Below are 22,493 nucleotides of genomic sequence, written 5' to 3'. Positions count from 1 at the left end.
AGGAGATTGGCCTGTACCGTGGGGGTGACAGTACCGGTCAGTTCTTGCACCAGGTTGGCACCGTCGAAGACATAACTGGTGGTCTGGCCGGAAATTGTCTTCTGGCTGCGCCTGTTGGCCGCGTCATAACTGAAACTCCCGGATACGGCGCCCGTGAGCGTGCTCAGGCGCTGGCGCGAATTCCAGGTGTAAGTGTTGCTGCCGTCACTGGTCATATTGCCGTTGGCGTCATACAGCAAGGAGGCACCGCTCCATGCCGTCAACTGGTTAGAGAAACGCCACCAAATCGGTTTTTTCCAGGGGCGTCAGAACCAGAGGGCGACTGGCTTGGATGAGCTGTTTTGTCGTGTCCATAGCGATAACGATCAAATGCAGAGTTACCAGCCACCAGGGTGCGTTCGTAGGCCGCGATGGCTTGTGCAACTTGCGTGGCCATTAACGTCTCAGGGGAGGCCGCATACACCTTCTCGAAAGCCGCAACATACTGAATGTCCTGCCGAATGGTATGGAGTAACTGCACCTCATCATTCACGGCGTGTTCGATCGGGTTAAAGAGGGGATCCGTAGCCTGCGACTCGATGCTGTCACGGCGCCCGTCCCAGAACTGAGTTTCGGCAAAAGCCGCATTGACGAGGGTAGGGGTGTTGCGTGTTCCAAGCTGGCGATGGATGCCCTGGGCGCGCGGCAAACCGTCGATGAAGCCTCGTTCGGGATTATGGCAAGAGGCACAACTGATCGAGCCGTCAGCACTCAGACGCTTGTCAAAGAACAGCGTTTTGCCAAGCTGGATTTTTTCCACCAGATGCTCAGGTGACGAGGCATCTGGTATGGGCGGAAGCCCCAGCAGGTTATCTACGGCTTGCTCCGTACAAGACGCCGACAATCCGGGCAGAGGGTCAGCCATAACCATGCCGGCAGGCAACAGCGCCAGGCATATGCTTAGGCAGTGCACGCTGCGCATGCTCAGTTACTGGTACTTAGCGGGCTGAAATCGGGAGCCGGGATGCCAGGGGAGGGAAGCAGAGTGTTTCGTATCAATACAATGGCGAATGCTCAGCATTTGCTGCCGAGACTTTAGACCTGAAGCCACCATAAGCACCTCCCTGTGAACCGGAGCCACATTGGGCTCGTCGTACACGTCGTATGCACAGCGGTTGGAACACTTGTGTGTTCACGATGGGGTCTTCATTCCATGACCTTGGGGGAGATCGAACGTCCGCGATCCCGAGCATCCAGCACGAGATGACAGTAGTACAGGGTTTGAAAACTTGCCAATGGGACTGGAAAGCGACCGGTCAGGATGGCTTTCTGCAGTCGAGGATTTCGCGGGTTTGCGCTTTCCCCTCGTTGACTTTGTCGCGAAGCGTTAACAGGCCCTGGGTTACGGGCAAAGAAGCTGTCGTCGTTGATGTGGATGCCAACCCTGAGCGGACACTCGTCAATGTCCGTCAGGGTCGAAAGCTGCTTGCTCCGCTATTGAAGCGGAACATACACGTCAGTTTGCCATTGATCCTGCGGCGTCTCGGGATAGACGCTCAGGTAATTGAAGAACAACGGGTGGTCACGGAGTTCCTCGCCACTGGCAGGAAGCCAATCACGGTATATCGGATAGATCGTTTCGCCGATGTGATCCGGTGACCCCGTATGTCGCACCACGACGCAGCGACCGCCAGGAATGACGATCTCGCGTACGCCGAACTCATTCGGCGCCACAGCCTCGTGAATCTCGCCGCAGATGGCGAAGCGGAATGCTTGTGCAGGTGTCGTGTCGGGGTTGCCATAGGGAATGCCAAAGCTGCGACTCGATGCCACCGGCGACTGTCCGCTCTGCATGCGCCACTCGATGAACTTGCGCACGCTCTCATTGACGAGCCCGGGTGGTCCGCAGTGCTCAAGCGCTGCGACCCTGACTTCTGGGAATTCCACGATTCGTACTTGCATGATGATAGTCCTGGAAAAATGAGGGATTGCGAATACCGCATTCCAGACCTGCCAGTTCGGTTCCTTCCTGAACGCACTCGGGGTCATACCGAACGCCCGCCTGAACGCCCTGCAAAATGCCTCGGGGCTTTCAAAGCCGGCACCGAGTGCCGCGTCCAGTACCGAGTGATCAGCGAGGGAGGCCAGGCGATGTGCCGCGCGTCGTAGCCGCATCAGTTGCACATAACGTGAGACCGGCACACCTGCGAACGCGCTGAATTGTCGATGGAAGTGAAACACCGAAAAGTTCGCCACATGACTCAACGTCTTCACCGACAAGTCACCTTCAAGATTGGCATCGATGTAGGCGAGTACGGCGTTGAAGCGTTTTGTGTAGGCGAAGTTGCTCGGCATGTCAGACACTGGGAAAAGGCTCCTGGAAGTACGGTCGGCAATAGAATCGACTATAGCGGTGTAAACGCGCCTAGCCGCGTTTGCTCAAGGTACGTTTTGGGTTGGCCGATGCGGTTTCTTCCACCATGAGACACCGTATACCCAGTCCGATCACTTCTGATCGACTGTTGCTGTCGTTGTGAGGGCAGCAATTACCCCCAGGCAATCATCGAGAAGAGACCCGACAAGGGTGCGCTAAAGTTATGCGGGTCATCGATCAATTGTGATTCGCTGTTCGCGCTGCTTCCGTCCCTGGAGGGCCCAATGCCGCCCATCATCACATGCCTGGTGGCGCTGTCTGTTCTTGGCCTGACTCCTGTAGTGCAAGCCCAGACTAACGCCTGCCCACCTGGCGAGAAACAAGTGTGCCTGAACGGCTGCATCTGCCTGCCAGATCTGGGGCAGGTGCCTGATGGCGTCTACCAGGTCGCGGCACCTGCCCTGGCGCTGTGGCTGACCCAAGCCCGCGCTGAAGCAGCCAGCGCCGAGATCCAACCCATTCCACCGCACATCCGGGAGCAACTGCTGCGCTGGTACGACCCCAGCGTCCTCGATGCCGCGCACTACAAAGTGAGCGATAACGGCCAATTCAGCGCCGCCACTACCATGCTGCAAAACCCCGATGTCGGTGCCGTGACGCTGATCGACATCATCCTCTTCCGGGATGCTCAAACCGCAGAACAGGACATCGCGCTCTGGGCTCACGAACTGAAGCACGTGCAGCAGTTTCAGGAATGGGGGGTAGAAGGATTTGCCCAGCGCTATACACAAGATTTCAATGCTGTGGAGGCGCCGGCTTATGCCATACAGGCTGAAGTTCGACGGTCGGTGCGGGGAGGGACTCAATGAAGGGTAGCGAAGCCGCCTGACATTACAGGCACAAAGCGGTCATTATTGGCTGAAAGCAGCCTGTCAGTTAGGGAAGAGTTGAATGGTGTTCAGGGTGATGGTGGTCGGTGGCTACGGAAACTTTGGTAGCATCGTTTGCAGGCATTTGGCGGTGATGCCAGATGTGGAACTGGTGATCTCGGGCCGCGATCCACACAAGTTGCAGCGCAAAGTCGATGAGTTGAAAAGCCAATCGGGCACTGTCGCCGAAAGTTGGTGCGGCAATGCCATGGGCACTGAGTTCAAATCCGTTTTGCGCTCGATGGACATCCAGTTGGTCATCCATACTGGCGGCCCGTTTCAGGGGCAATCCTATGCGGTCGCCGAGAGCTGCATCGAGGCTGGCGTGAACTACTGCGACCTGTCTGACTGCCGAACCTTCGTCAACGGCGTTGGCGTACTCGATGCCTTGGCGAAACAGGCAGGAGTGGCGATCCTCAGTGGCTGCAGTTCGGTGCCGACGCTATCGTCAGCCATCATCGATCAGCAGCGCTATCGCTTCAGTCGTATCGACTCGATCGAGCATGGCATTTCCTCTTCGGCGAAGATGCCGGGATTGTCGACCGTCGAAGGCGTACTCGCCTACGCAGGTAAACCGATCAGGCAACTCAAGAATGGCAAGGTGCATGAAGTGTCGGGTTGGCAGGATCTGACGCTGCGCAAGATGCCGCATCTGGGCACTCGCGTGCTGGCCAACGTCGATGTGCCGGACATGGATATTTTCGCCAGCCGCTATGGCGCGCAAACCCTGAGCTTCAAGGCCGGCGCGGGCTTGAAGCTGGGTGGTGTCGCCAACTATCTGCTGGCTCAGGCGTTGAAGATCGGGCTGGTTCGCGACCATGCCCTTTGGGCCGCCAGACTGCATCGGCTGGGGACCCGGTTTGAACGTTTCGGCGATGGCAAAAGCGCGATGTACATCGACGTTCAGGGCAAGGGAGTTGATGGGAAACCGCTGGCCATGACGGTGCAACTGACGGCCACCAATGACAAGGGGCCGCAAATCCCAAGCTGCGCATCTGTAGCCTTGGCCGCAAAAATGGCCCAGGGCTATGTGCCGCATCCCGGTGCCAGGGCTTGCGTGGGCGAAATTACCGTCGATGAATACATGGCAGCGATCAACGATCCGGACAATTTGAGCCTGTCTGTGCTGTTCTCTGGCGAGCTGCGCTGACATGCTCTATCTATGCCTGAAGTACCTCCACATCATTGCCGCGATTTTCCTGTTCGGATTCGGCATGGGTTCCTACCTCTATCTGATCGCCGCCAGCCGCACGGCCAACCCTCAAGTGATCGCGCATGTGGCCCGGATGGTCGTGCGCTTCGACACCTGGATTACCACGCCGGCAGGCTTTGTTCAGATCATCACGGGCTACCTGCTGATGAGGCTCTCCGGACTACCCATGACCACGGAGTGGGTACTGACTTCGTTGATTATCTTCTTCTGCGTGGGTTCGCTTTGGCTGCCGGTGCTGGTGTTGCAGAAGCGGCTGTACCTGATGGCGTCGTGCGCAGTTGAGGCTGGAAGCGGACTCGATGATGAATACCGATCCGTGTACAAAAAATGGTGGTGGATGGGGGTAGTCGGTTTTGTCGGGATGTTTGTGATTGTGCTGATGATGGTGACGAAGATGACGCCGGTGCAACTGGTTGGGCTATTGGGATAGCAGGATCGGCTGGCTCAAGTCTTGGTGTTCCAGGCCACTGCGCACAGGGTAAGTCCCGCCACATTCAACGAGACTGGATTGAAGGCCTCCTTGAGCATTGATGGATTGAAAATTGCTACATCCAGCAGCAGGCCAAACAGCGCCGTCGCGGCGACGGCAAGAGGCCAGGCACTGCGCGGTGCGATCAGTATCCATAAGGCCAGCGCAATTTCTGCGACCCCGGCAATATTGGCGAACAGCTCAACCTGAGTGATCCCGTGAGACTGGATCATTGTTCGCTCGCCAGGGCTTAGCCACAGCAACTTGGGAATCAGACCGTGGTAGCCAAACATGAACGCCAGCCCCCCACGGGCGATCCAGTTAATACGTGTGAGGGCGTTCATAGGGGCGCTTTCAAAAAGCGTTGTTCATGATCAGGATCCGGCAGCAGGCACGTGTCGTATTTCCCGAAGAGCCGATAACGATTAAGCGCAATGCGGTCGTATGCCCAATCTCGAAGCATGCGAGGGAAGATGCGCAACAGGTTCACTGGGCGCCAGAGAGCTGGCAACTGGGCGATGACTTCGAAAAATGCATCCGAACGCTCCCAGAAGTGTCGGTCGCGGATCACCGCCATGGTGTCGAACTGATCCACGGGCAAACCTGCCCACGCGAGCAGAGCCTGCCCCTCGGGTGACTGAACCGCCGCCAACCGCACGCGCCGCTGGCGGTCATGGCGAATCAAAAACCTCGCCCAGCCATTGCACAGCTTGCAGACACCGTCGAACAAGACCACCGTCTCTCCTGGTTTGAGCAGCGGCGCGGGTGAGGGGCGGATTTTCGAGGTGGGCATAAGCGTGGATCCAAGGGAACCTGATTATCCCGGATCATAACCGCGTGCCAGCGTTAAAGTCTGCATTTCGCCGAAGGGGGGCTGCTCCTTGCCGGCAGCTGCAATATCATTGTTCCTTTAATATCAGCCAAGGAGGCATCCATGAGTGTGCGTGGTAAAGACCGGCAGATCGACAATATTGAATTTAATGTCGACGACATTGCTCGCAGCAAAGCTTTCTACGGCAGTGCGTTCGGCTGGACATTCGTCGACTACGGCCCAACCTATACGGAATTCAGTGATGGCCGCCTTACCGGTGGCTTCACTACGGGAGAGCCGGTTCGACCTGGTGGCCCTTTGATCATTTTGTACTCGGATGATCTCGATGAGGCGCAGCAACGGCTCAAAGCCTTGGGCGCTGTTATCAGCCGCGAAGTATTCTCGTTCCCTGGTGGAAGCAGGTTCCACTTCATTGATCCGGATGGCTATGAACTGGCCGTTTGGACGGCTCGGCAGTAGGTCTCAGGTCTGCCCAAAGCGGTCCATTACCAGGGTTCGCTTTGGGCCGATACTCAAGCGGTAGGTGCGGGGCGAGCCATGACCCTGGTCGCATAAATTTGAAATGCACAGCGTTGCTCGCCAGAATCGCGGGCCGACCCGGTCAAAGGTGCCGGACGTTCGTGGTGAAAAGGGGCAGCAGTTGAACCAACAGACATTGTCCATGCGCCTGGAACGCGTGGCGGCACATGTGCCAGCAGGTGCGCGCCTGGCCGATATCGGCTCGGATCACGGCTACCTGCCTGTGGCATTGATGCGCCGTGGCGCCATCGTCGCGGCGGTGGCCGGAGAGGTGGCATTGACGCCATTTCGCTCGGCCGAACGCACCGTGCGCGAGAACGACCTGGACCAGTGGATCACCGTGCGCCTGGCCGATGGCCTGACGGCAATCGAGCCGGGAGACGGGATCACGGCAATCAGCATCTGCGGCATGGGCGGCGAGACGATCCGCGACATTCTCGACAGCGGCAAGGCACGTCTGAGCGGCCAGGAGCGCCTGATCCTTCAACCCAACGGCGGCGAGCAGCCACTGCGCCAATGGCTGATGGAAAATGGTTACTGCATCCTCTGCGAGGAAGTGCTGCGGGAAAACCGCTTCGACTACGAAATCATCGTCGCCGAGCGCACCGGGCCGGTGATGTACACCGCCGAGGAGCTGTATTTCGGTCCGCTGCAGATGCAGGCACGCAGCTCGGCATTCCTGATCAAGTGGCAGCGCCTGTTGCGCGAGAAGCAGCGGACCCTGAGCAGCTTCGCCAAGGCGCGGCAGGCCGTGCCCGAGGAAAAGGTGCAGGATGTCGCCCGGCAGGCCCGGTGGATCGCCGACCTGCTGGCTTGAGCCCTTGACTAAGTAATTGCAGGGGCAAATTTCAACCTGACGATTGCTGCTCTTATAGGGTTTGCGGTTAGCGGCAGCACAGGCAACCGCTGATCAGCGGTTGATCGGGGTCGCTTTCGAGAAATGTAACCATGACTTCCATACCCGTTCGGGGGGGCGTCATTCCACAACTCCAATTGGAGGTCCCCCTCAGCCAACAACAACTCTTGTCATCAAATCTACCTTCGCGGTCCCAGGGGAACTTGACCTTGACCCTTCCGAGGCGCCTATCACCCTGGATCTCCTCGTCTTCCAGAGCGATGATCACAGCGGTGTGGTTACTTGGTACCTGAGGTTTCTTGTGAGCCAAAGGCGGACGATAGGACACGTCCCACGGAAGAACGATAAAGCGGTTGCGGTAACCCTGATGAAAGTCATCCTCGTTGTTTGTGTTGCCACTGGCGATGTTCTCGCTCAATACCTGTGGTTGCTTGCCTTCGTGGATGACCTGAGTCAGTAACCATCGGTCGTTCCATTCCTGGCGCGGGTGGCCAGAGATCTCCAGAACATGGCCACTGACTAACCGGGTCTGGTCACCTTGCCCTTCGGCTTGACGATAAGCCGCATGGCGGCGCTCCATAGCACGCAGACTTATCTGCTTGCCGTGCTCATGGCTTGTGAAAGGCTTCAGCTTGTCATCGTTTTCCATGCCTGGCTGTTGCTCGTTTCTCCCCAGACGTAGGTTGAAGCGCTTGATCAGTGGCTCGTTGGCCACTCTATCGCTCTCTTGTCCATAAGCAGTGGGTTGCCCAATCCTGGGAAAAGCCGCCTGGTCATCGCCAAAGACCAGTACGTGGCCTTGAGCGCTGTGTTGGAAGTGGAAGTGGATACCTTCTTCTTCGCACAAGCGCTGAATAAAGTGCAAATCCGTTTCATCGTACTGGGTACAGTAGTCACGCTCGGGGTAGGTCGACCCCAGATGAAACCGATAAGCCTCACCCACAATCCCGTGTTCTTCCAGTATCAAGGCGACGATTTTCGGCACCGAGAACTGTTGATAGATCCTCTGGTTGATGCGGTGGCGCAAGTAGGACAGGTGCGGTACGAGGGCCAGATTGTAGTGCGTCAAACGCTGATCATTACCGCTTTGGGCGATGTGATAGATCCGTCCATGGACGCCGTTGCCCTTCGCGTCGAAGGTCAGAAAAGCCTCTACGTCGAAGAGGCTTTCGAGATCCAGGTCAGACCGCTCGCTAACAAGCTCCACGTTGAAGAGGTAAGGCCTGCTGATCGCCTCATCTCCGGAGAATGCGAGTACTTGAAAGTCGTGCGCAAAACCGTCGATGGTCAAACTGAAAGGCGTCTGATTGGCTGGGCTGAACATCCACTGTTCTCTTCTTGCATAAAGTGTTGAATCGGGGCTGTCGCAGATGTCAATGTCAGGAAGCCGGGTAAGTCCAGCTCAGGGCAAGAGCCTACAACAGGCACTAATCCACTAATTTGGCGCTCTTGTATATTGGCGTTTGCGTCTTACTTTCCGGACATAAATAGCCTCAACCTGCTGCTCAAGCACGTCCGCGTAAAATAAAGACATGCATAGAGCAACAGGCGACAAATCAAGTCAGATCACACACCACTCTTCACTTTGGTCCAGATCCGCGTGCGGATTCGCTCCAGCTTCAATGGCAGTGGCTCAAGTGGGATAAGTGTGGCAATGGTCTTTTTGTCTGGATAAATCCAGGGGTTGTCTCGCAACTTCTGTTCGACAAACTCAGCGGCATCTTTGTTAGCGTTAGGGTAGAGAGTGTGGTTTGAGGTCTTGGCAATAACTTCTGGTCGCAACATGTAATTAATAAACGCCATACCTTCCTTTGGGTGGGGCGCGTCTTTTAGAAGAACCAGATTTTCCGACCAGACCAGCGCTCCTTCGCGAGGAAGGCTGTAGGTAATCTTGCGTCCAGTGTTGGTCTTCTCGTTGATGGCCTGCGCAGCAAGGGCACCATTAGCCCATCCCACGACTGCACAAATATTGCCGTCAGCCAGGTCAGCGTCAATTCGGGAGGAGTCGAAATAGAGGACGTAGGGGCGGATTTTTAACAGTAGGGCTTGAGCTTTCTGGTAATCATCCGGGTTCCTGCTGTTGCTGGGGAGCCCAAGGTAATGCAAAGCAATCGAAATGATCTCACTTGGAGAGTCAAGCATTGCCACACCACACGACTGGAGCTTACTGATGTTTTCTTCTTTGAAGATCAAATCCCAGCTATTCACCGGAGCATTATCACCCAATGCCGCTTTGACTTTGTCAACGTCATAGCCAATGCCGGTAGTACCCCATAGATAGGGCACAGCGTAGCGATTACCAGGATCATTGACCGCGACCTGGGACAAGATATCAGGATCGATATGGGACAAATTACTCAGTTGATTACGATCCAGCGGCTGAAGTACTCCCGCCTGGATCAGGCTTGGCAACACATTGGAGGTGGCCACAACCACGTCATACCCCGTGCGCCCAGCCATTACTTTGCTCTGCATGATTTCGGCGCTGTCGAAAGCATCCATATGCACTCTGGTGCCAGTTGCCTGCTCAAACTCCTTTGGGGTCTCCGGTGCGAGAAGCCCGAACCAGTTGTACAGATGCACCCCAGGCTCTACAGCTCCCACTGATGTGCTCATCCCAGCACAGAGAAGCGAGGCCGAAAAAATGGTTCGCAAACGTGATTTTCTCATGCAACATCCTTATCAAGACGATGTGCCCTCATGGCCATCGTAAGTCCTGCCAGCGAATATACCGGGCGTTACCGAATAGTAAATACCTACGAATACTTACCTCTGACCTACGAATCCCTAACCCTAAAGGGGTAGAAAATGCCGTTCGACCTTCATAGCCTGGCTTGGCACCGATCGATTGGGAAGCTGATCATGCAGTTGAACCGTCCAGAATTCTGGAGTTCGCTTGTTCGTATATTAAACGAATACGTGCAAATCGATAATTGGGTTGTATTGATCTTTAGCAATCAACAAGTGCAAGTCGTTAGTCTTCCTGAAGTCGCAGATGTTGAAGAGGTAGACGCGTTCATTCATCGCTATGTGAAGGGGCTTTACCTGCTGGATCCATTTTATATAGCTAATCGAGAAAACCCCCAGAGCGGTTTCTTTCATTTGCTGGATATTGCGCCGGAATACTTTCTTGAAACTGAGTATTATCATCAATATTTTGCACAATATATCTCCGTGGATGAGGCTCAGTACAATGTTCAGCTCGACGCCGATAGAACGTTATGTATTTCCGTTGGTAGCAAAGTCCGTTTTAATCAAGAACAAATAACAATGCTTGATATTATCAAGCCGTGGGTGACTGCATTAATGCATCAGCGCATGTGTTTTGAAATTGATGTAGAGAAAAATCTCGCTGAGCCACCTCTATGGCCAGAAACGATTACCCAGCTGGGCACGCAAATAACAGCGCGCGAAAGTGATGTGCTCAGATTGTTGCTCAGTGGCTTCTCTAATAAAGAGATAGCCGGAAAGCTTTCCCTCTCGGTGGAAACGATAAAGGTTCATCGGCGCAATATTTATGCCAAATTAAATATCAAGTCACAATCCGAGCTGTTTGCTCGATTTTTTATGCCCAAACAAGATGTTTTCTCTACAAGTTGAAGTCGGCGTTTTAGTCTGGATATTACCGTTAAATGGGTTCACGGCTTCAGGTACGAACCTGGCCTGACCTCTATATCCCGGCTCGGGACGAGGGCATCACGCTAATTTGCGCGGGTCATCGGAGTCATGTTCCTGCAAGCATCAAATCCAGATTCTGCACTGCTGCTCCAGCTGCTCCCTTCCCAAGATTGTCAAACACCGCAGCCAACAAAACCTGGCCCGTTTCGTCATTCTCAAACACAGACAGTCGCAGATCATCAGTCCCGTTAAGTGCCTGAGGATCAAGGGACGTCAGCCCTTTAGCCTCCAGCATCGACATCACCTGTACATGGCTCGCATCGGCGTAGTGCTGCATCAGACACGCATGCAACTGCACCGCACTCACACCTGGCGCCAACAACCGGGTTTGCAAGGGGATGGTCAGCACGATCCCCTGCCGAAAAGCGCCATAGGCCGGCACAAACATCGGCCGCTCCGTCAGACCGCTTTGTTGTTGAATCTCTGGAATATGTTTGTGTGCCAACCCCAGCCCATAGACCTGAAACGCCGACGCCTTTGCTGCGCCTTCTCCCTCATGTTCTTCCACCCCGACACGTCCTTTCCCGGAATAACCCGACACGGCATGAATGTTCATCGGGTAATCCCTGGGCAGTAATCCGGCCTCCAGTAAAGGGCGCAGCAACCCTATGGCCCCCGTTGGATAGCAACCCGGATTGCTGACCCGTCGTGCGGCGGCGATGCGTTGGCTCTGCTGCGGATTCATCTCCGCGAAACCATAGGTCCAGTCTGGATGGGTGCGGTGCGCCGAACTCGCATCGATCACCCGCACGGCGGGGTTTTCGATGGTCGCTACAGCGTCGCGCGCGGCTTGGTCGGGCAAGCACAGAATCGCGATGTCGCAGTTATTGATGGCTTCGGCGCGACGTTGCGGATCCTTGCGATATTCGGGGCTGAGAGTGATAAGCCGCAGATCACTGCGGTCGCGTAGGCGTTGATGGATTTGCAACCCGGTGGTGCCTTGGTCGCCATCGATGAATACAAGGGGACTTGCCATGGAATGCTCTCGGACATAGGAAATCAGGAGTTCCAATCTTCAGTGAGGCGCTAAGATAGGAAAAGTTGAATTTATAAACGATGAAATTCAGTTTTTCTGAACGAGGAGTCACTCATGCGCGAAATCAGCCTGGACCGTCTGCGCACTTTGGTGGCGATTGCCGACCTGGGTTCATTTGCCGAGGCGGCACGTGTGCTGCACTTGGCGCCACCCACGGTCAGTTTGCATATCGCCGACCTGGAAGCGCGCGTGGGTGGCAAGCTGTTGTCGCGCACACGTGGGCGCGTTCAGCCTTCGGCGATTGGGAACACGCTGGTGGAACGTGCGCGGCGTCTGTTGGCGGATGCGGAGCAGGCGCTTGAGGACGTGGAACGTCAGGTGCAGGGATTAGCCGGGCGTGTGCGGCTAGGCGCTTCCACGGGGGCCATCGCACAGTTGATGCCGCACGCTTTGGAGACGTTGAGCCAGCGTCATCCCGCTATCGATGTGCAGGTCGCGGTGCTCACGTCGCAGGAAACTTTGAAGAAGCTTGCCGAGGGCGCTTTGGAGATCGGTTTGGTCGCGCTGCCGCAGTCCCCGGTGAAGGGCTTGCGGATCGAGCCATGGCGACGGGACCCGGTCATGGCCTTCCTGCCGGCTCGCTGGGAATCCCCGGAGGTTGTGACCCCCGACTGGCTGTCCACTCAGCCATTGATTCTGAATGACAACACCACTCGTCTTTCGCGTTTGACTGCGGAGTGGTTCGCCAGTGGTGGGCCGCAGCCTGCGCCGCGTATTCAACTGAACTACAACGATGCGATCAAAAGCCTGGTGGCGGCTGGCTATGGTGCGACGTTGTTGCCGCATGAAGCCTCCACGCCATTGCCCGATACCAGGATCGTCATGCGGCCATTAAAGCCCTTATTGTGGCGGCAACTGGGTATTGCCCACCGTAGTCGAGACATCGAACGGCCTACGCAACATGTGCTGGATGTGCTGTGGGAATTGAGTGCGGGGTAGGGGATTTTGTCAGAGGAGGGACAGCTTCTGGCCGTCATCTACCTGATGCAAAAGCCACTGATCCCTGGCAACGCACTGGTCCGATGCGCTCGACTATCGGTCCAGCAGAGGTGCCAACAGTGCACACATGCCGCGCCAGTGCGAGCCCTCCCAGTAAATCCGTTGGCAGGCATCGCAGCGCAGGAAGTGCGAATAGAGGACGCCAACGCGTGGCGGCACTTGCGGCCGGGCCAGTTCCGGGCTGATCTCGTGTAGCGGCAGGTTGCAATGGAGGCACAGGCTGAAGGGGCGCGCGCTACGCGCCAGGTCGAGGCGCTCGTACAATTCGCGCAGCTGCAGCGACGGTTTCAGGGCATGCACGTAACAGCCGTGGCTGATGATCCGCCGCTTGAGCAGTTCGCGGTCGCGGGTTAGCACGATGCGTCCTTGCTGCGCGGCGATTTCGGCGATCTCGGCATCGTCGAAGCCATTGTCGTAGAGGGTGTCGAAGCCGCTCATGCGCAGCAGACTGGCCAATCCGCCAAGGTGCGCATCAGCGACGAAGCGCAGCACCCGTAAAGGTTGCGTACGAACCTTGAGCAACGGACTGATGTCCAGCGCTTCGAACTTGGGATACACCGCCAACCGGTCACCGTCGAAGATCACCCGCTCGAAGCCCACCGACTCGCCGTTGAGCAGCACCATCTCTACTTCGGTGTGCGGTATCCCGAGCGCCTCGATCATGTGCTTGACCGTCGCCCCTCGCGCGCACTCGCAAGTGAAGGACTGCCGCCGTCGCTCGGCCGGCAGGAAATCGTTGAGCTCCTCGTAGAAGCGGAAAGTTGCACGGGTCATGCTGAACAGTATGGCAGGGCTGCAGGAAGAATGAGTCCAGCGGCTCAGGGAGGGGTGGACTATCCGGTTGAGCCAGCGCCTTCGAGCGACCCTGCGGTCGCTCGAAGGCACTCCAGTTACTTCAGATTGCCGCTGAGGAATTGCTGCAGGCGCTCGCTCTTGGGGTTGCCCAATACGTCCTCGGGCGCACCTTGCTCTTCGACCCGCCCCTGGTGCAGGAACAGCACCTGGTTCGACACTTTTCGCGCAAAGCTCATTTCGTGGGTCACCATGATCATGGTGCGGCCTTCTTCGGCCAGCCCCTGGATCACCTTGAGCACTTCGCCCACCAATTCCGGGTCCAGGGCTGACGTCGGCTCGTCGAACAGCATGATCTCCGGTTCCATGCTCAGGGCACGGGCAATGGCGACCCGTTGCTGCTGACCACCTGAGAGAAACGCCGGGTATTGATCAGCAACCCGTGCCGGCAAACCGACCTTGTCCAGGTAGCGCCGGGCGCGATCCTCTGCGTCCTTCTTGCTGACACCCAGCACCCGGCGTGGAGCCATGGTTATGTTTTCCAGCACCGTCATGTGGCTCCACAGGTTGAAGTGCTGGAACACCATCGCCAGGCGAGTGCGGATGCGTTGCAGTTCGTTGGCGTCGGCCACGCGCATGCCGTGGCGGTCATGGACCATTCGAATCGGCTGGTTGTCCAGACTCATGGCACCGTCGTTGGGTGTTTCCAGGAAGTTGATGCAACGCAGAAAGGTGCTCTTGCCCGAACCACTGGCGCCGATCAGGCTGATCACATCGCCGGTCCTGGCGTTCAGCGAAACGCCCTTGAGGACTTCATGGTTGCCGTAACTTTTGTGCAGGTTTTCAACGGTCAGTTTGTACATGAACAAGCATCCTGAATTAGTGAGCCGGGCCGAGGAAAGACAACCAACGGCGTTCAGCCAGGCGGAACAGGCCGACCAGGGAGAACGTGACTGCCAGGTAGATCAACGCGGCGAGGCCGAACGATTGGAAGGTCAGGAAGGTCGCCGAGTTGGCGTCCCGCGCGACTTTCAGGATGTCCGGGATGGTCGCGGTGAAGGCTACGGTGGTCGAGTGCAGCATCAGAATCACTTCGTTGCTGTAGTAAGGCAGCGAGCGACGCAGGGCGGACGGCATGATCACGTAGGTGTACAGCTTCCAGCCGGTCAGCCCGTAGGCTTTGGCCGCTTCGACTTCACCGTGGTTCATGCTGCGAATCGCCCCGGCGAAGATCTCCGTGGTGTAGGCGCAGGTGTTCAGGGCGAAGGCGAGGATGGTGCAGTTCATCGCATCGCGAAAGAACGCATCCAGTACTGGCTGAGCACGCACCGCGGCCAGGCTGTAAATGCCGGTGTAACAGATCAGCAGCTGAATATACAGCGGCGTACCCCGAAACAGATAGGTGTAGAACTGCACCGGCCAGCGCACCAAGACATTGCTCGAGACCCGGGCAATCGACAACGGGATCGACATCACGAAGCCGAAGAGGATCGAAGCACTGAGTAGCCAGAGGGTCATGGCCAGGCCGGTGATGTTGTAGCCGTCGGTATAAAGGAAGGGTTTCCAGTATTCCTGCAAGAGTTCGATCATCGTACGGCCTCCCGGGCACCGGCGGCGTAGCGGCGTTCGAGCCAGCGCAGGACGACGTTGGAGGCACTGGTGATCAGCAAGTAGATCAATGCGGCCAGCACCAGGAAATAGAACAGTTGATAGGTGCTTTTACCGGCGTCCTGCGCCGCCTTGACCAGGTCGGCCAAGCCGATGATCGAGACCAGCGCGGTGGCCTTGAGCATCACCATCCAGTTGTTGCCGATGCCCGGCAGGGCGAAGCGCATCATTTGCGGGAACACCACGAAACGGAAACGCTGGCCACGTTTGAGGCCATAGGCGGTGGCGGCTTCGACTTGGCCCCGTGGCACGGCGAGGATCGCCCCGCGGAACGTTTCGGTGAAATAAGCCCCGTAGATGAAGCCCAGGGTAATGACCCCGGCGCTAAAGGGGTTGATCTCGACGTATTCCCATTCCATGAAGTCGGTAAACGAGGACAGCCAGGTTTGCAGGCTGTAGAAGATCAGCAGCATCAGCACCAGGTCCGGCACCCCGCGAATCAGCGTGGTGTAGGCCTGCGCAGGGACACGCAGCAGTGCCGATTTCGAAAGCTTGGCGCTGGCGCCGATCAGGCCCAGGCCAACGCTCACCAGCAAGCACAGAAAGGATAATTTGACCGTCATCCAGGAGCCTTGCAGCAACAGCGGGCCGAAACCCTTGAGGCTAAAGTCTGACAGCCCAAGAATCTGCAATAGGTTTTCTAACATTGAGCAGCCCTACGTCAATCAAAGAAGAGCCCATCCGGAAATGGGCGCAGGGTCATTATTTGTCGCTGTAGAGATTCAGATCGCCAAAGTGCTTCTGCTGGACGGCCACATAGGTGCCATTGTCGTGCAGTGCCTTGATACCTTTGTTCAGCAAGGCCTGGAGCTCGACGTTGCCTTTGGCGAGACCCACGGCGGTCTTGGCTGGAAGGAGGGGATTTTCGACCGGCTCGCTGACTTGGAAGTCGGCGCCTGGTGGCGACTTCAGGAAGCCCAGTTCGGCTTGCAGCATGTCCTGGATCGAGGCATCGAGGCGTCCGGAGATCAAGTCAGCGTACACCTGGTCCTGGTTGGCGTAGGCCTGGGTCTCTACCCCGGCCTTGTCCAGCACGGCCTTGGCGTAGGCTTCCTGGATGGAGCCTTGCTCGTAGCCGATTTTCTTGCCCTTGAGGGAGGCCGGATCGATGCCGATGGCCGCGCCTTTCTTGAATACCAGCGCGGTCGGGCCAGAGAACAGCTCGTTCGAGAAATCGATGACTTTCTCACGCGCCGGCGTGACGGTCATGGAAGAGATCACGCCATCGAACTTGTTGGCCTTGAGGCCGGGAATCATGCCGTCGAAGTCGCTTTCAACCCACTTGCACTTGACCTTCAGCTCCGCGCAGATCGCGTTGCCCAGGTCGATATCGAAGCCCACCAGGCCGCCGTCGGCGGCCTTGGATTCGAACGGCGCATATGAGGGGTCGACGCCAAAGCGCAACTCCTTGTACTCCTTGGCCAGCGCAGAACCGGCAGCCACACACAAAGCCAATGCAGAAAGAGTGAGAAATGCTTTTTTCATTATTTTATTCCCAGAGACCATCGAAAGCGCTTGTGCCGCAAGAGCGCGTGTACTGCGTTGCGAAATGTCCTATGCACACGCAAGTACTTGTACAGACAAGCATATGCAATCACCCGGCCAATTCGCCGATTGGGCGTTTGAGAAAGCGCGTTCAGCGCTCTGGGATGGGCCTGGCAGGCAGGTGAACGCTGGGGAGAGGTAGCCTGCGAGGCTGTTACCTAAGCAGGCTTTTACACTCGGCTGGGGTATGCGGTAACAAAGTGTGGGGTTAAGGGCGCTGACTTTCCTGGCTCAAGCCTTGACCCAACGCTGACGGCTCCAGCTACTCAATGTATCGACGGCCAAGACCAATAACAGCATCGCCAGAATAACCGTGCTGGCTTGAGCTTCCTGGAACAGGCTGAGGCTGACATAGAGCATTTGCCCCAAACCACCGGCGCCGACGAAGCCGAGCACGCTGGCCATGCGGATGTTGTTTTCCCAGCGGTACAGGATGTAGGCCAGTAGCTGTGGCAACAGATTGGGCAGGGTGCCGTAACAGAACGCCCATACGGCATTGGCGCCCTGCAAACGGATCGCGTCGGCCGGTTCTGGTGGGGTGTTTTCCAGTGCTTCGGCGAACAACCGGCCGAGCACGCCGGTGGTGTGCAGGGCCAAGGCCAGGGTGCCGGCGTTGGGGCCGAGCCCGGCGGCCAGGACCATCAGTGCGGCCCATACCAGTTCCGGCACCGCGCGCAAGGCGTTGAGCACCAGGCGTGACGCGCTCTGCAAAGGCCAGCCGTAGCGCCCGGCTGCGGGCAATGCCAATAGCAGGCCGAACACCGCCGCGAGCAGGGTGCCAAGGGCCGACATGGCCAGGGTTTCCAGGGCGCCGTGGCCGATGGCTTGCAGATGGCCCGGGCTCAGGTCCGGGCTGAGAAAACGCTGGGCATAAGCGCCCATCTGCTTCAGGTTGCCGGCGCCGCCGAGCTCGCCGAGGTCGATGCCCAGGTAGTTGAACGAGGCGATGACCGCTGCGCCGATGCACAGGAGCAGTGCCAGGTTGAACAGGCGATTCATGTCAGCCTCCAGCGCAGCAGGCGGCTGAGTTGATCGGCGAGCAGCACCAGGACGAGGAACGTCAGTAACAGACTGGCCACTTCACCACCGGCGAACATGCGCAACGACAAATCCATTTGCTGGCCCAGGCCGCCGGCTCCGACGAAGCCCATCACCACCGAGGCGCGGATTGCGCATTCCCAGCGGTACACCGTGTACGACAGCAGTTCCGCAGCGACATTGGGCAGGATTCCGTAGCAAAAGGCTGCGAGCCCACCACTGCCGGACTGCAGTAGCGCGTGTACCGGGCGCTGGTCGACCGACTCGAAAATTTCCGCATAGACCTTGCCCAACATGCCGCTGTATGTGATGGCAATGGCCAGTACCCCGGCTGTCGGGCCGAGGCCGACGGCGCGCACGAACAGCAGGGCCCAGACAATTTCCGGCACGCTGCGCAGGAAGATCAGCAAGCCGCGTATGGGCCAACGCAGCAGTTGGCCCCAATAGCTCGGGTGGCCAGCGCGGGAGGCAGCAGACAGCGACAGGGCACGACTGGCGAGCAGGCTGGCGGGAACAGCCAACAGCAACGCCAGGGCCATGCCGGCCGTGGCGATGGCCAGGGTCTGCAGGGTGGCTTGCAACAACAGCTGGATGAACTCGTCGCCATGGGCCGGTGGCCAGAAGGCGGACACGAACCGGCCCATCTCGCTCTGACTGTCACTCGCCACCAGCACACGGAGGTCCAACTCGCTGAAGCGGATGCCGGGCCACAGCAAGGCAAGGGCCAGCAGGGTGAGCAGCAGACGGGGCAGTGCGGCCGGATCGCGGGTGTCAGACGTCAGCATCGGGGGATCTGCACACTCAAGGGAGCCGGAGGAATCGGCGAGGACTGCAACTGCTCATTGGCGTAGAGCTTGTCGAGCAGCTCGCGGTCGACGGCGCTGGCCGCAAGGTCGAACAGGATCTGTCCATCACGCAAGCCGATGATGCGCGAAAAGTGCGCCAGGGCCAGCTCCACCGCGTGCAGGCTGGCGACCAGGGTGACGTTCTGCTCCCGGGCATGGCGGCACAGCACCGAAAGCGTGTGCTGGGCCAACACCGGGTCCATGGCCGATACCGGCTCATCGGCCAGCAACACCTCGGGCGCTTGATATAACACGCGGGCAATGCCCACGCGCTGTAGCTGTCCGCCGGACAGTTGCTGGCAATGCGCGAACAACTTGTCACCCAGGTCCAGCCTGGCCAATGCCGCGCGTGCGCCCGGAACATCCAGCGGATGCAGCAGGTTCAGCAGGCTCTTGCCCAGACCCCACTGACCCAGCTTGCCGGCCAGAACTGCGGTGACCACGCGCTGGCGGGGGGGCAGGGGAGGCGCCTGATGAATCAGACCGATACGCGCGCGCAGCCGCTGACGCTGACGGGCAGAAAGCTGCCAGACACGCTCGCCGAGCACCTGCAGCTCGCCGTTGCCCGGTCGCAGGGCGGTGGCCAACAGGTTGAGCAGACTCGACTTACCCGCGCCGGACGGGCCGATGATCGCGACCTGTTCGCGTGCACCGATGTGCAGATCCACGCCACGCAGCGCCTGGACACCGTTGGCGTGGGTAAGGCTGACCTGGGTCAGATGCAATGTCATTTGAGCAGTTCGGCGGCGCGTGCGGCTTCCTCGATGCCCTTGTAGTTCTCAGGCTTGGTTTCGATGAAGCGGCTGGCGGCCTGCAGGTCCAGAATCTCCTTGTCCCTCGGGTTCGCCGGATCGAGCGCCAGGAACGCAGCCTTTATCTTGGCCGCCAGCGCCGGGTCGAGGGTTCCGCGCACCGTCCAGTTGTAGTCGAAGTACGCAGGGGTGGTCGAAAACACTTTGACCTTGGTGGTATCGACCTTGCCGGCGGCGACCAGTTTTTCCCACACGCTGGCGTTGAGCACCCCGGCGTCGACCTTGCCAGCCTGGACCCAGGCAACGGTGGCGTCATGGGCACCGGAGTAGCCCACGCGGCTAAAGTACGTTTCCGGCTTGATGCCCTCCTTGAGCATGAAGTAGCGCGGCATGAGACTGCCGGAAGTCGAGGACACCGAGCCGAAGGCAAAGGTCTTGCCCTTGAGATCGGCGAGGGACTTGACGGCTGGGTCGGCGGTGATGAATTTGCTGGTGAATTGGGCGTCCTGTTCACGCTGCACCAACGGAATGGCATTGCCGGTTTTCAGGCGTGCCTGCACGAACGTGAAGCCGCCCAGCCAGGCCAGATCGATGCGATCGGTAGCCAGTGCCTCGACCACCGCCGGATAGTCGCTTACAGGTACGAACTCGACCTTCATGCCCAATTGTTGTTCCAGATAGGCGCCAAGCGGCTTGAACTTGCGCAGCAGTTCGGTCGGGGCTTCATCGGGAATCGCGCTGACTTTCAGGGTCTCGGCGGCTTGCGCCAGCAGGGTGCAAAAAGACAAGGACAAGCCGACGGCCAGTGCCAGGGTACGCTTGAGCATGGAAGATCTCCGGTGCATTTACGGAAGAATGTCGAGGCGCCTGGCACAAGGTGATTGCTGCGTGGCGCTTTGTGAGGGTAGCCGAAATGGAGCGAAATTGACTGCTTTTGGGCTATTGCGGTTTATTGCGAAGGGCGGCATACGACCCGTAGCAGCCCTCCATAACAGCCTCCCGACCTAACGTAGCCGCCAATGCTAACAGTGCTAAATGACTTCTTACGATAGCCCGCAGCCTAGATCTGGCCGCCAGCTCCATCCGTACTGCTAGATGCCTTTGGCGCGTTTAGGTTTGTGGGATGCTAACCACTCTTTCTGCTCAGCGTCGATGAAGCTGCCGAAGATGCGAAACATAGACGTCAGGTATGGCCACTTCTCCTTTGAATCAGGAGCGCGTAGCAGCCAAAAAAATGGCCCGCATGCGGGCGGGCCAAATGGGAATTCTTCAAAGGAGCAGGGGTAGTCTGCGCTCCATTCTGTGAGCACTGCGTGAAAAGCATGTCGCCGAAACGAAAGCATTCGGTCGAAGCAAGCACACTACTTTTGCTGATGCAGGTATTTCTGAATTGCATCAATTTCAAGTTTGCTTGGCTTTACACCGCTGTCAGATTTGAAGCTAGCGCTAGCCCAATGCGGCATTGGCGCCTTCAGAGGCTTCCCATGGTCGTCGATACCGCTCAGCACTGCTCGCTCAAATACTTTTGATTTCCATTCACTGGCATCTCCGGCCAGCTTAGGTGCCGATCCTCCCGTGCCTCGAGGCCCGTGACAAACAATGCAGTTATCTTGAAAAAGTGTTTCTCCATCTGGCGGTGATGCTATTGCCGATGAGCAGGTGAGTAGGGTTATGAACGTCAGAAATGCGCATTTCATTTTAGGCTCCTGGCGACCCAACGATGCCGTGAGCTGCTTAGGGGCGCTAAGTGAGAGCGTAGCAGGAGGCGAATGGCGATGGGCGAGAGGACTTCAGGTAGCGAATCCCGACACTGGGCCGGACTGCTTTCTCATGCGTGCTGGATTAGCTTGATCCGCCGCTGGACTGCGGTGATCCACAATTTTTTTGTGCCCAGTACTTAAGCTCGCTACCGTCCTTAAGGTGAACTCTGATCTCGTCTGTGCCGCAAATGTGTTTGCGCTGCTCCATAGGGCTCTCCGTGTCTTGTTCATGATGTGAGGCGATTAAAGGATTTTGGGTATTCGGCGCGAGTACGCGCCGCTTAGCTATCCAGTCGTGCAGATACGCAGAAAAAGCGGCGCATTTGGGGTGCTGGAGTTTTAGCGATTGACTGCTTCTGGCCGATTGCTGCGAGTCGCGACTGACCGAAATCCACAACCCAAAGCTGACACTGTCCGCAGTCAGCTTCGAGTCTTCTCTCGATCCAGCAGGTTGTGGGCTATTCAGCGACGCCACGATCCCTCGGGCAATTCGACCTGCCGATGGGCCGCAGCCAAGGCAACCTTCAGCCCCTCTTTATCCAGCGGTATGCAGTAGGCGGGTTTAGCCCGTTCGAATCGCCAGCTTTCATCAAGACTGCCCGCATCTACCGCGTCGAATCCAATCTCGTCCAGTAACTTGATCACCAGCGCTTTCGCCGCCGGATCATCCGCCGCGATCGGCAGTGCGCGTCGGTCGGGCGCTGCTTTCGGGCGCGTGTCCTGCACCAGGTCCTGGGCGAGGATTGCATTGAACACCTTGACCACGCTGGAGTGGGGCAGGTGCTCGGCGAGCAAGCGGCTGGTGGTGGTTTCGAATCGGTCGAGAGCGGCAATGTGACCGTCGCGCTCCGGGTAGTAATTATTGGCATCCAGCACGGTTTTGCCCTCTAGCCACTTGGCCGGCACGCTTCGGTAATGCTCAAGAGGAATTGCCACGAGTACAACTTCGCCAAATTGTGCTGCGTCCTCGATAGTGCCGACCTGACTGCCAGGAATGCCACTGCGCACGCTGCTCATGGTCTGTGGCCCACGTGAATTGCTGAGCATCGCCTCGTGTCCCGCGGCGATGACCAATTGCGCCACTGCACGTCCGATGAAGCCTGCCCCAATAATGCCGATACGCATGTCCTTGCTCCGCTGGTTAAGTAAGAAGAAACCATGATGATTGCCAACCAACAGCAGATAAATAATCATCGGCTACTTAGTCTC

25 protein-coding genes and 1 pseudogene are annotated in these 22,493 nt (G+C 57.7%); 7 read left to right on the top strand and 19 right to left on the bottom strand.

All coding sequences use genetic code 11. The annotated features are described in order from the left end of the window. The 3 genes and pseudogenes from F475_RS26710 to F475_RS26700 all read right to left on the bottom strand — a co-directional run. Window positions 1-239, bottom strand: a pseudogene (locus F475_RS26710) (hypothetical protein); the annotation flags it as partial. 20 nt (window positions 240-259) lie between these two features. After that, a complete protein-coding gene (locus tag F475_RS26705) occupies window positions 260-961 on the bottom strand; it encodes a cytochrome-c peroxidase (RefSeq protein WP_111455141.1) in 702 nt (233 codons plus the stop codon). A gap of 512 nt (window positions 962-1,473) precedes the next feature. Beyond that, window positions 1,474-2,343, bottom strand: coding sequence for a GyrI-like domain-containing protein (locus F475_RS26700; RefSeq protein ID WP_026286372.1), 870 nt, complete (start codon window positions 2,341-2,343; stop codon window positions 1,474-1,476). A 294-nt stretch (window positions 2,344-2,637) separates the two neighbouring features. Between F475_RS26700 and F475_RS26695 the strand changes: the two genes are divergently transcribed. From F475_RS26695 to F475_RS26685, 3 genes are all read left to right on the top strand, one after another. Further along, window positions 2,638-3,222: a DUF4157 domain-containing protein gene (locus F475_RS26695; protein ID WP_111455140.1), complete on the top strand. Its 585-nt coding sequence runs from the start codon at window positions 2,638-2,640 to the stop codon at window positions 3,220-3,222. A gap of 82 nt (window positions 3,223-3,304) precedes the next feature. After that, entirely contained in the window at window positions 3,305-4,432 is a 1,128-nt protein-coding gene (locus tag F475_RS26690; RefSeq protein ID WP_111455139.1) for a saccharopine dehydrogenase family protein, read from the top strand. A 1-nt stretch (window position 4,433) separates the two neighbouring features. Beyond that, window positions 4,434-4,925, top strand: a complete 492-nt coding sequence (locus F475_RS26685) for a DUF2269 domain-containing protein (protein ID WP_018925626.1) — start codon at window positions 4,434-4,436, stop codon at window positions 4,923-4,925. A gap of 14 nt (window positions 4,926-4,939) precedes the next feature. Here the strand turns inward: F475_RS26685 and F475_RS26680 are convergent, their stop codons facing one another. Both F475_RS26680 and F475_RS26675 read right to left on the bottom strand, forming a co-directional pair. Then, window positions 4,940-5,308: a DoxX-like family protein gene (locus F475_RS26680; RefSeq protein WP_111455138.1), complete on the bottom strand. Its 369-nt coding sequence runs from the start codon at window positions 5,306-5,308 to the stop codon at window positions 4,940-4,942. Beyond that, window positions 5,305-5,757, bottom strand: a complete 453-nt coding sequence (locus tag F475_RS26675; RefSeq protein WP_111455137.1) for a thiol-disulfide oxidoreductase DCC family protein — start codon at window positions 5,755-5,757, stop codon at window positions 5,305-5,307. Before F475_RS26675 ends, F475_RS26680 begins: the two co-directional genes overlap by 4 nt. 141 nt (window positions 5,758-5,898) lie before the next feature. Between F475_RS26675 and F475_RS26670 the strand changes: the two genes are divergently transcribed. After that, window positions 5,899-6,255: a VOC family protein gene (locus F475_RS26670; protein WP_111455136.1), complete on the top strand. Its 357-nt coding sequence runs from the start codon at window positions 5,899-5,901 to the stop codon at window positions 6,253-6,255. 181 nt (window positions 6,256-6,436) lie between these two features. Next, window positions 6,437-7,132 (top strand): class I SAM-dependent methyltransferase, encoded by a 696-nt coding sequence (locus F475_RS26665; RefSeq protein ID WP_305887972.1) that lies wholly within the window; start codon window positions 6,437-6,439, stop codon window positions 7,130-7,132. 67 nt (window positions 7,133-7,199) lie between these two features. Here F475_RS26665 and tssI read toward each other — a convergent pair whose 3' ends face one another. Both tssI and F475_RS26655 read right to left on the bottom strand, forming a co-directional pair. Then, window positions 7,200-8,495, bottom strand: a complete 1,296-nt coding sequence (gene tssI / locus F475_RS26660; protein WP_111455134.1) for a type VI secretion system tip protein TssI/VgrG — start codon at window positions 8,493-8,495, stop codon at window positions 7,200-7,202. Between the two features lie 242 nt (window positions 8,496-8,737). Beyond that, a complete protein-coding gene (locus F475_RS26655; RefSeq protein ID WP_018925631.1) occupies window positions 8,738-9,841 on the bottom strand; it encodes a polyamine ABC transporter substrate-binding protein in 1,104 nt (367 codons plus the stop codon). Between the two features lie 138 nt (window positions 9,842-9,979). Between F475_RS26655 and F475_RS26650 the strand changes: the two genes are divergently transcribed. After that, window positions 9,980-10,771, top strand: coding sequence for a LuxR C-terminal-related transcriptional regulator (locus tag F475_RS26650; RefSeq protein WP_018925632.1), 792 nt, complete (start codon window positions 9,980-9,982; stop codon window positions 10,769-10,771). Between the two features lie 124 nt (window positions 10,772-10,895). Here the strand turns inward: F475_RS26650 and argC are convergent, their stop codons facing one another. Next, window positions 10,896-11,825 carry an N-acetyl-gamma-glutamyl-phosphate reductase gene (gene argC / locus F475_RS26645; protein ID WP_111455133.1) on the bottom strand — a complete coding sequence of 310 codons (930 nt, stop codon included), beginning with the start codon at window positions 11,823-11,825 and terminating at the stop codon, window positions 10,896-10,898. A 114-nt stretch (window positions 11,826-11,939) separates the two neighbouring features. Between argC and F475_RS26640 the strand changes: the two genes are divergently transcribed. Next, entirely contained in the window at window positions 11,940-12,824 is an 885-nt protein-coding gene (locus F475_RS26640; RefSeq protein ID WP_111455132.1) for a LysR family transcriptional regulator, read from the top strand. A 93-nt stretch (window positions 12,825-12,917) separates the two neighbouring features. Here F475_RS26640 and F475_RS26635 read toward each other — a convergent pair whose 3' ends face one another. The 11 genes from F475_RS26635 to F475_RS26585 all read right to left on the bottom strand — a co-directional run bounded on the left by F475_RS26635 (window position 12,918) and on the right by F475_RS26585 (window position 22,409). Then, a complete protein-coding gene (locus tag F475_RS26635; RefSeq protein WP_018925635.1) occupies window positions 12,918-13,658 on the bottom strand; it encodes a Mut7-C RNAse domain-containing protein in 741 nt (246 codons plus the stop codon). Window positions 13,659-13,774: 116 nt separating this feature from the next. After that, window positions 13,775-14,539, bottom strand: a complete 765-nt coding sequence (locus F475_RS26630; RefSeq protein ID WP_018925636.1) for an ABC transporter ATP-binding protein — start codon at window positions 14,537-14,539, stop codon at window positions 13,775-13,777. Window positions 14,540-14,555: 16 nt separating this feature from the next. Next, a complete protein-coding gene (locus F475_RS26625) occupies window positions 14,556-15,266 on the bottom strand; it encodes an ABC transporter permease (RefSeq protein WP_111455131.1) in 711 nt (236 codons plus the stop codon). After that, window positions 15,263-15,991: an ABC transporter permease gene (locus tag F475_RS26620; protein WP_111455130.1), complete on the bottom strand. Its 729-nt coding sequence runs from the start codon at window positions 15,989-15,991 to the stop codon at window positions 15,263-15,265. The genes F475_RS26625 and F475_RS26620 overlap by 4 nt, the downstream gene beginning before the upstream one ends. Window positions 15,992-16,046: 55 nt before the next feature. Beyond that, window positions 16,047-16,829 carry a transporter substrate-binding domain-containing protein gene (locus F475_RS26615; protein WP_111455129.1) on the bottom strand — a complete coding sequence of 261 codons (783 nt, stop codon included), beginning with the start codon at window positions 16,827-16,829 and terminating at the stop codon, window positions 16,047-16,049. Window positions 16,830-17,120: 291 nt separating this feature from the next. Further along, window positions 17,121-17,888: a phosphonate ABC transporter, permease protein PhnE gene (gene phnE / locus F475_RS26610; protein WP_018925640.1), complete on the bottom strand. Its 768-nt coding sequence runs from the start codon at window positions 17,886-17,888 to the stop codon at window positions 17,121-17,123. Then, entirely contained in the window at window positions 17,885-18,712 is an 828-nt protein-coding gene (locus F475_RS26605; protein ID WP_111455128.1) for an ABC transporter permease, read from the bottom strand. The genes phnE and F475_RS26605 overlap by 4 nt, the downstream gene beginning before the upstream one ends. Then, on the bottom strand, window positions 18,706-19,503 hold the full coding sequence (locus tag F475_RS26600) for a phosphonate ABC transporter ATP-binding protein (protein WP_111455127.1): 798 nt from the start codon (window positions 19,501-19,503) through the stop codon (window positions 18,706-18,708). The genes F475_RS26605 and F475_RS26600 overlap by 7 nt, the downstream gene beginning before the upstream one ends. Beyond that, window positions 19,500-20,351: a putative selenate ABC transporter substrate-binding protein gene (locus F475_RS26595; RefSeq protein WP_018925643.1), complete on the bottom strand. Its 852-nt coding sequence runs from the start codon at window positions 20,349-20,351 to the stop codon at window positions 19,500-19,502. Before F475_RS26595 ends, F475_RS26600 begins: the two co-directional genes overlap by 4 nt. Window positions 20,352-20,885: 534 nt before the next feature. Then, complete coding sequence (locus F475_RS26590) at window positions 20,886-21,221, bottom strand: cytochrome c (RefSeq protein WP_111455126.1); 336 nt, start codon at window positions 21,219-21,221, stop codon at window positions 20,886-20,888. Between the two features lie 525 nt (window positions 21,222-21,746). After that, entirely contained in the window at window positions 21,747-22,409 is a 663-nt protein-coding gene (locus tag F475_RS26585) for an NADPH-dependent F420 reductase (protein ID WP_111455147.1), read from the bottom strand. Between the last annotated feature and the right edge of the window lie 84 nt (window positions 22,410-22,493).

Origin of the sequence: Pseudomonas sp. URMO17WK12:I6 (assembly GCF_003253625.1) — a bacterium.
In the GTDB taxonomy this organism is placed as follows: Bacteria; Pseudomonadota; Gammaproteobacteria; order Pseudomonadales; family Pseudomonadaceae; genus Aquipseudomonas.
Note: the sequence above shows the minus strand (reverse complement) of the source record. Positions and strands in the feature narration are given on the sequence as shown.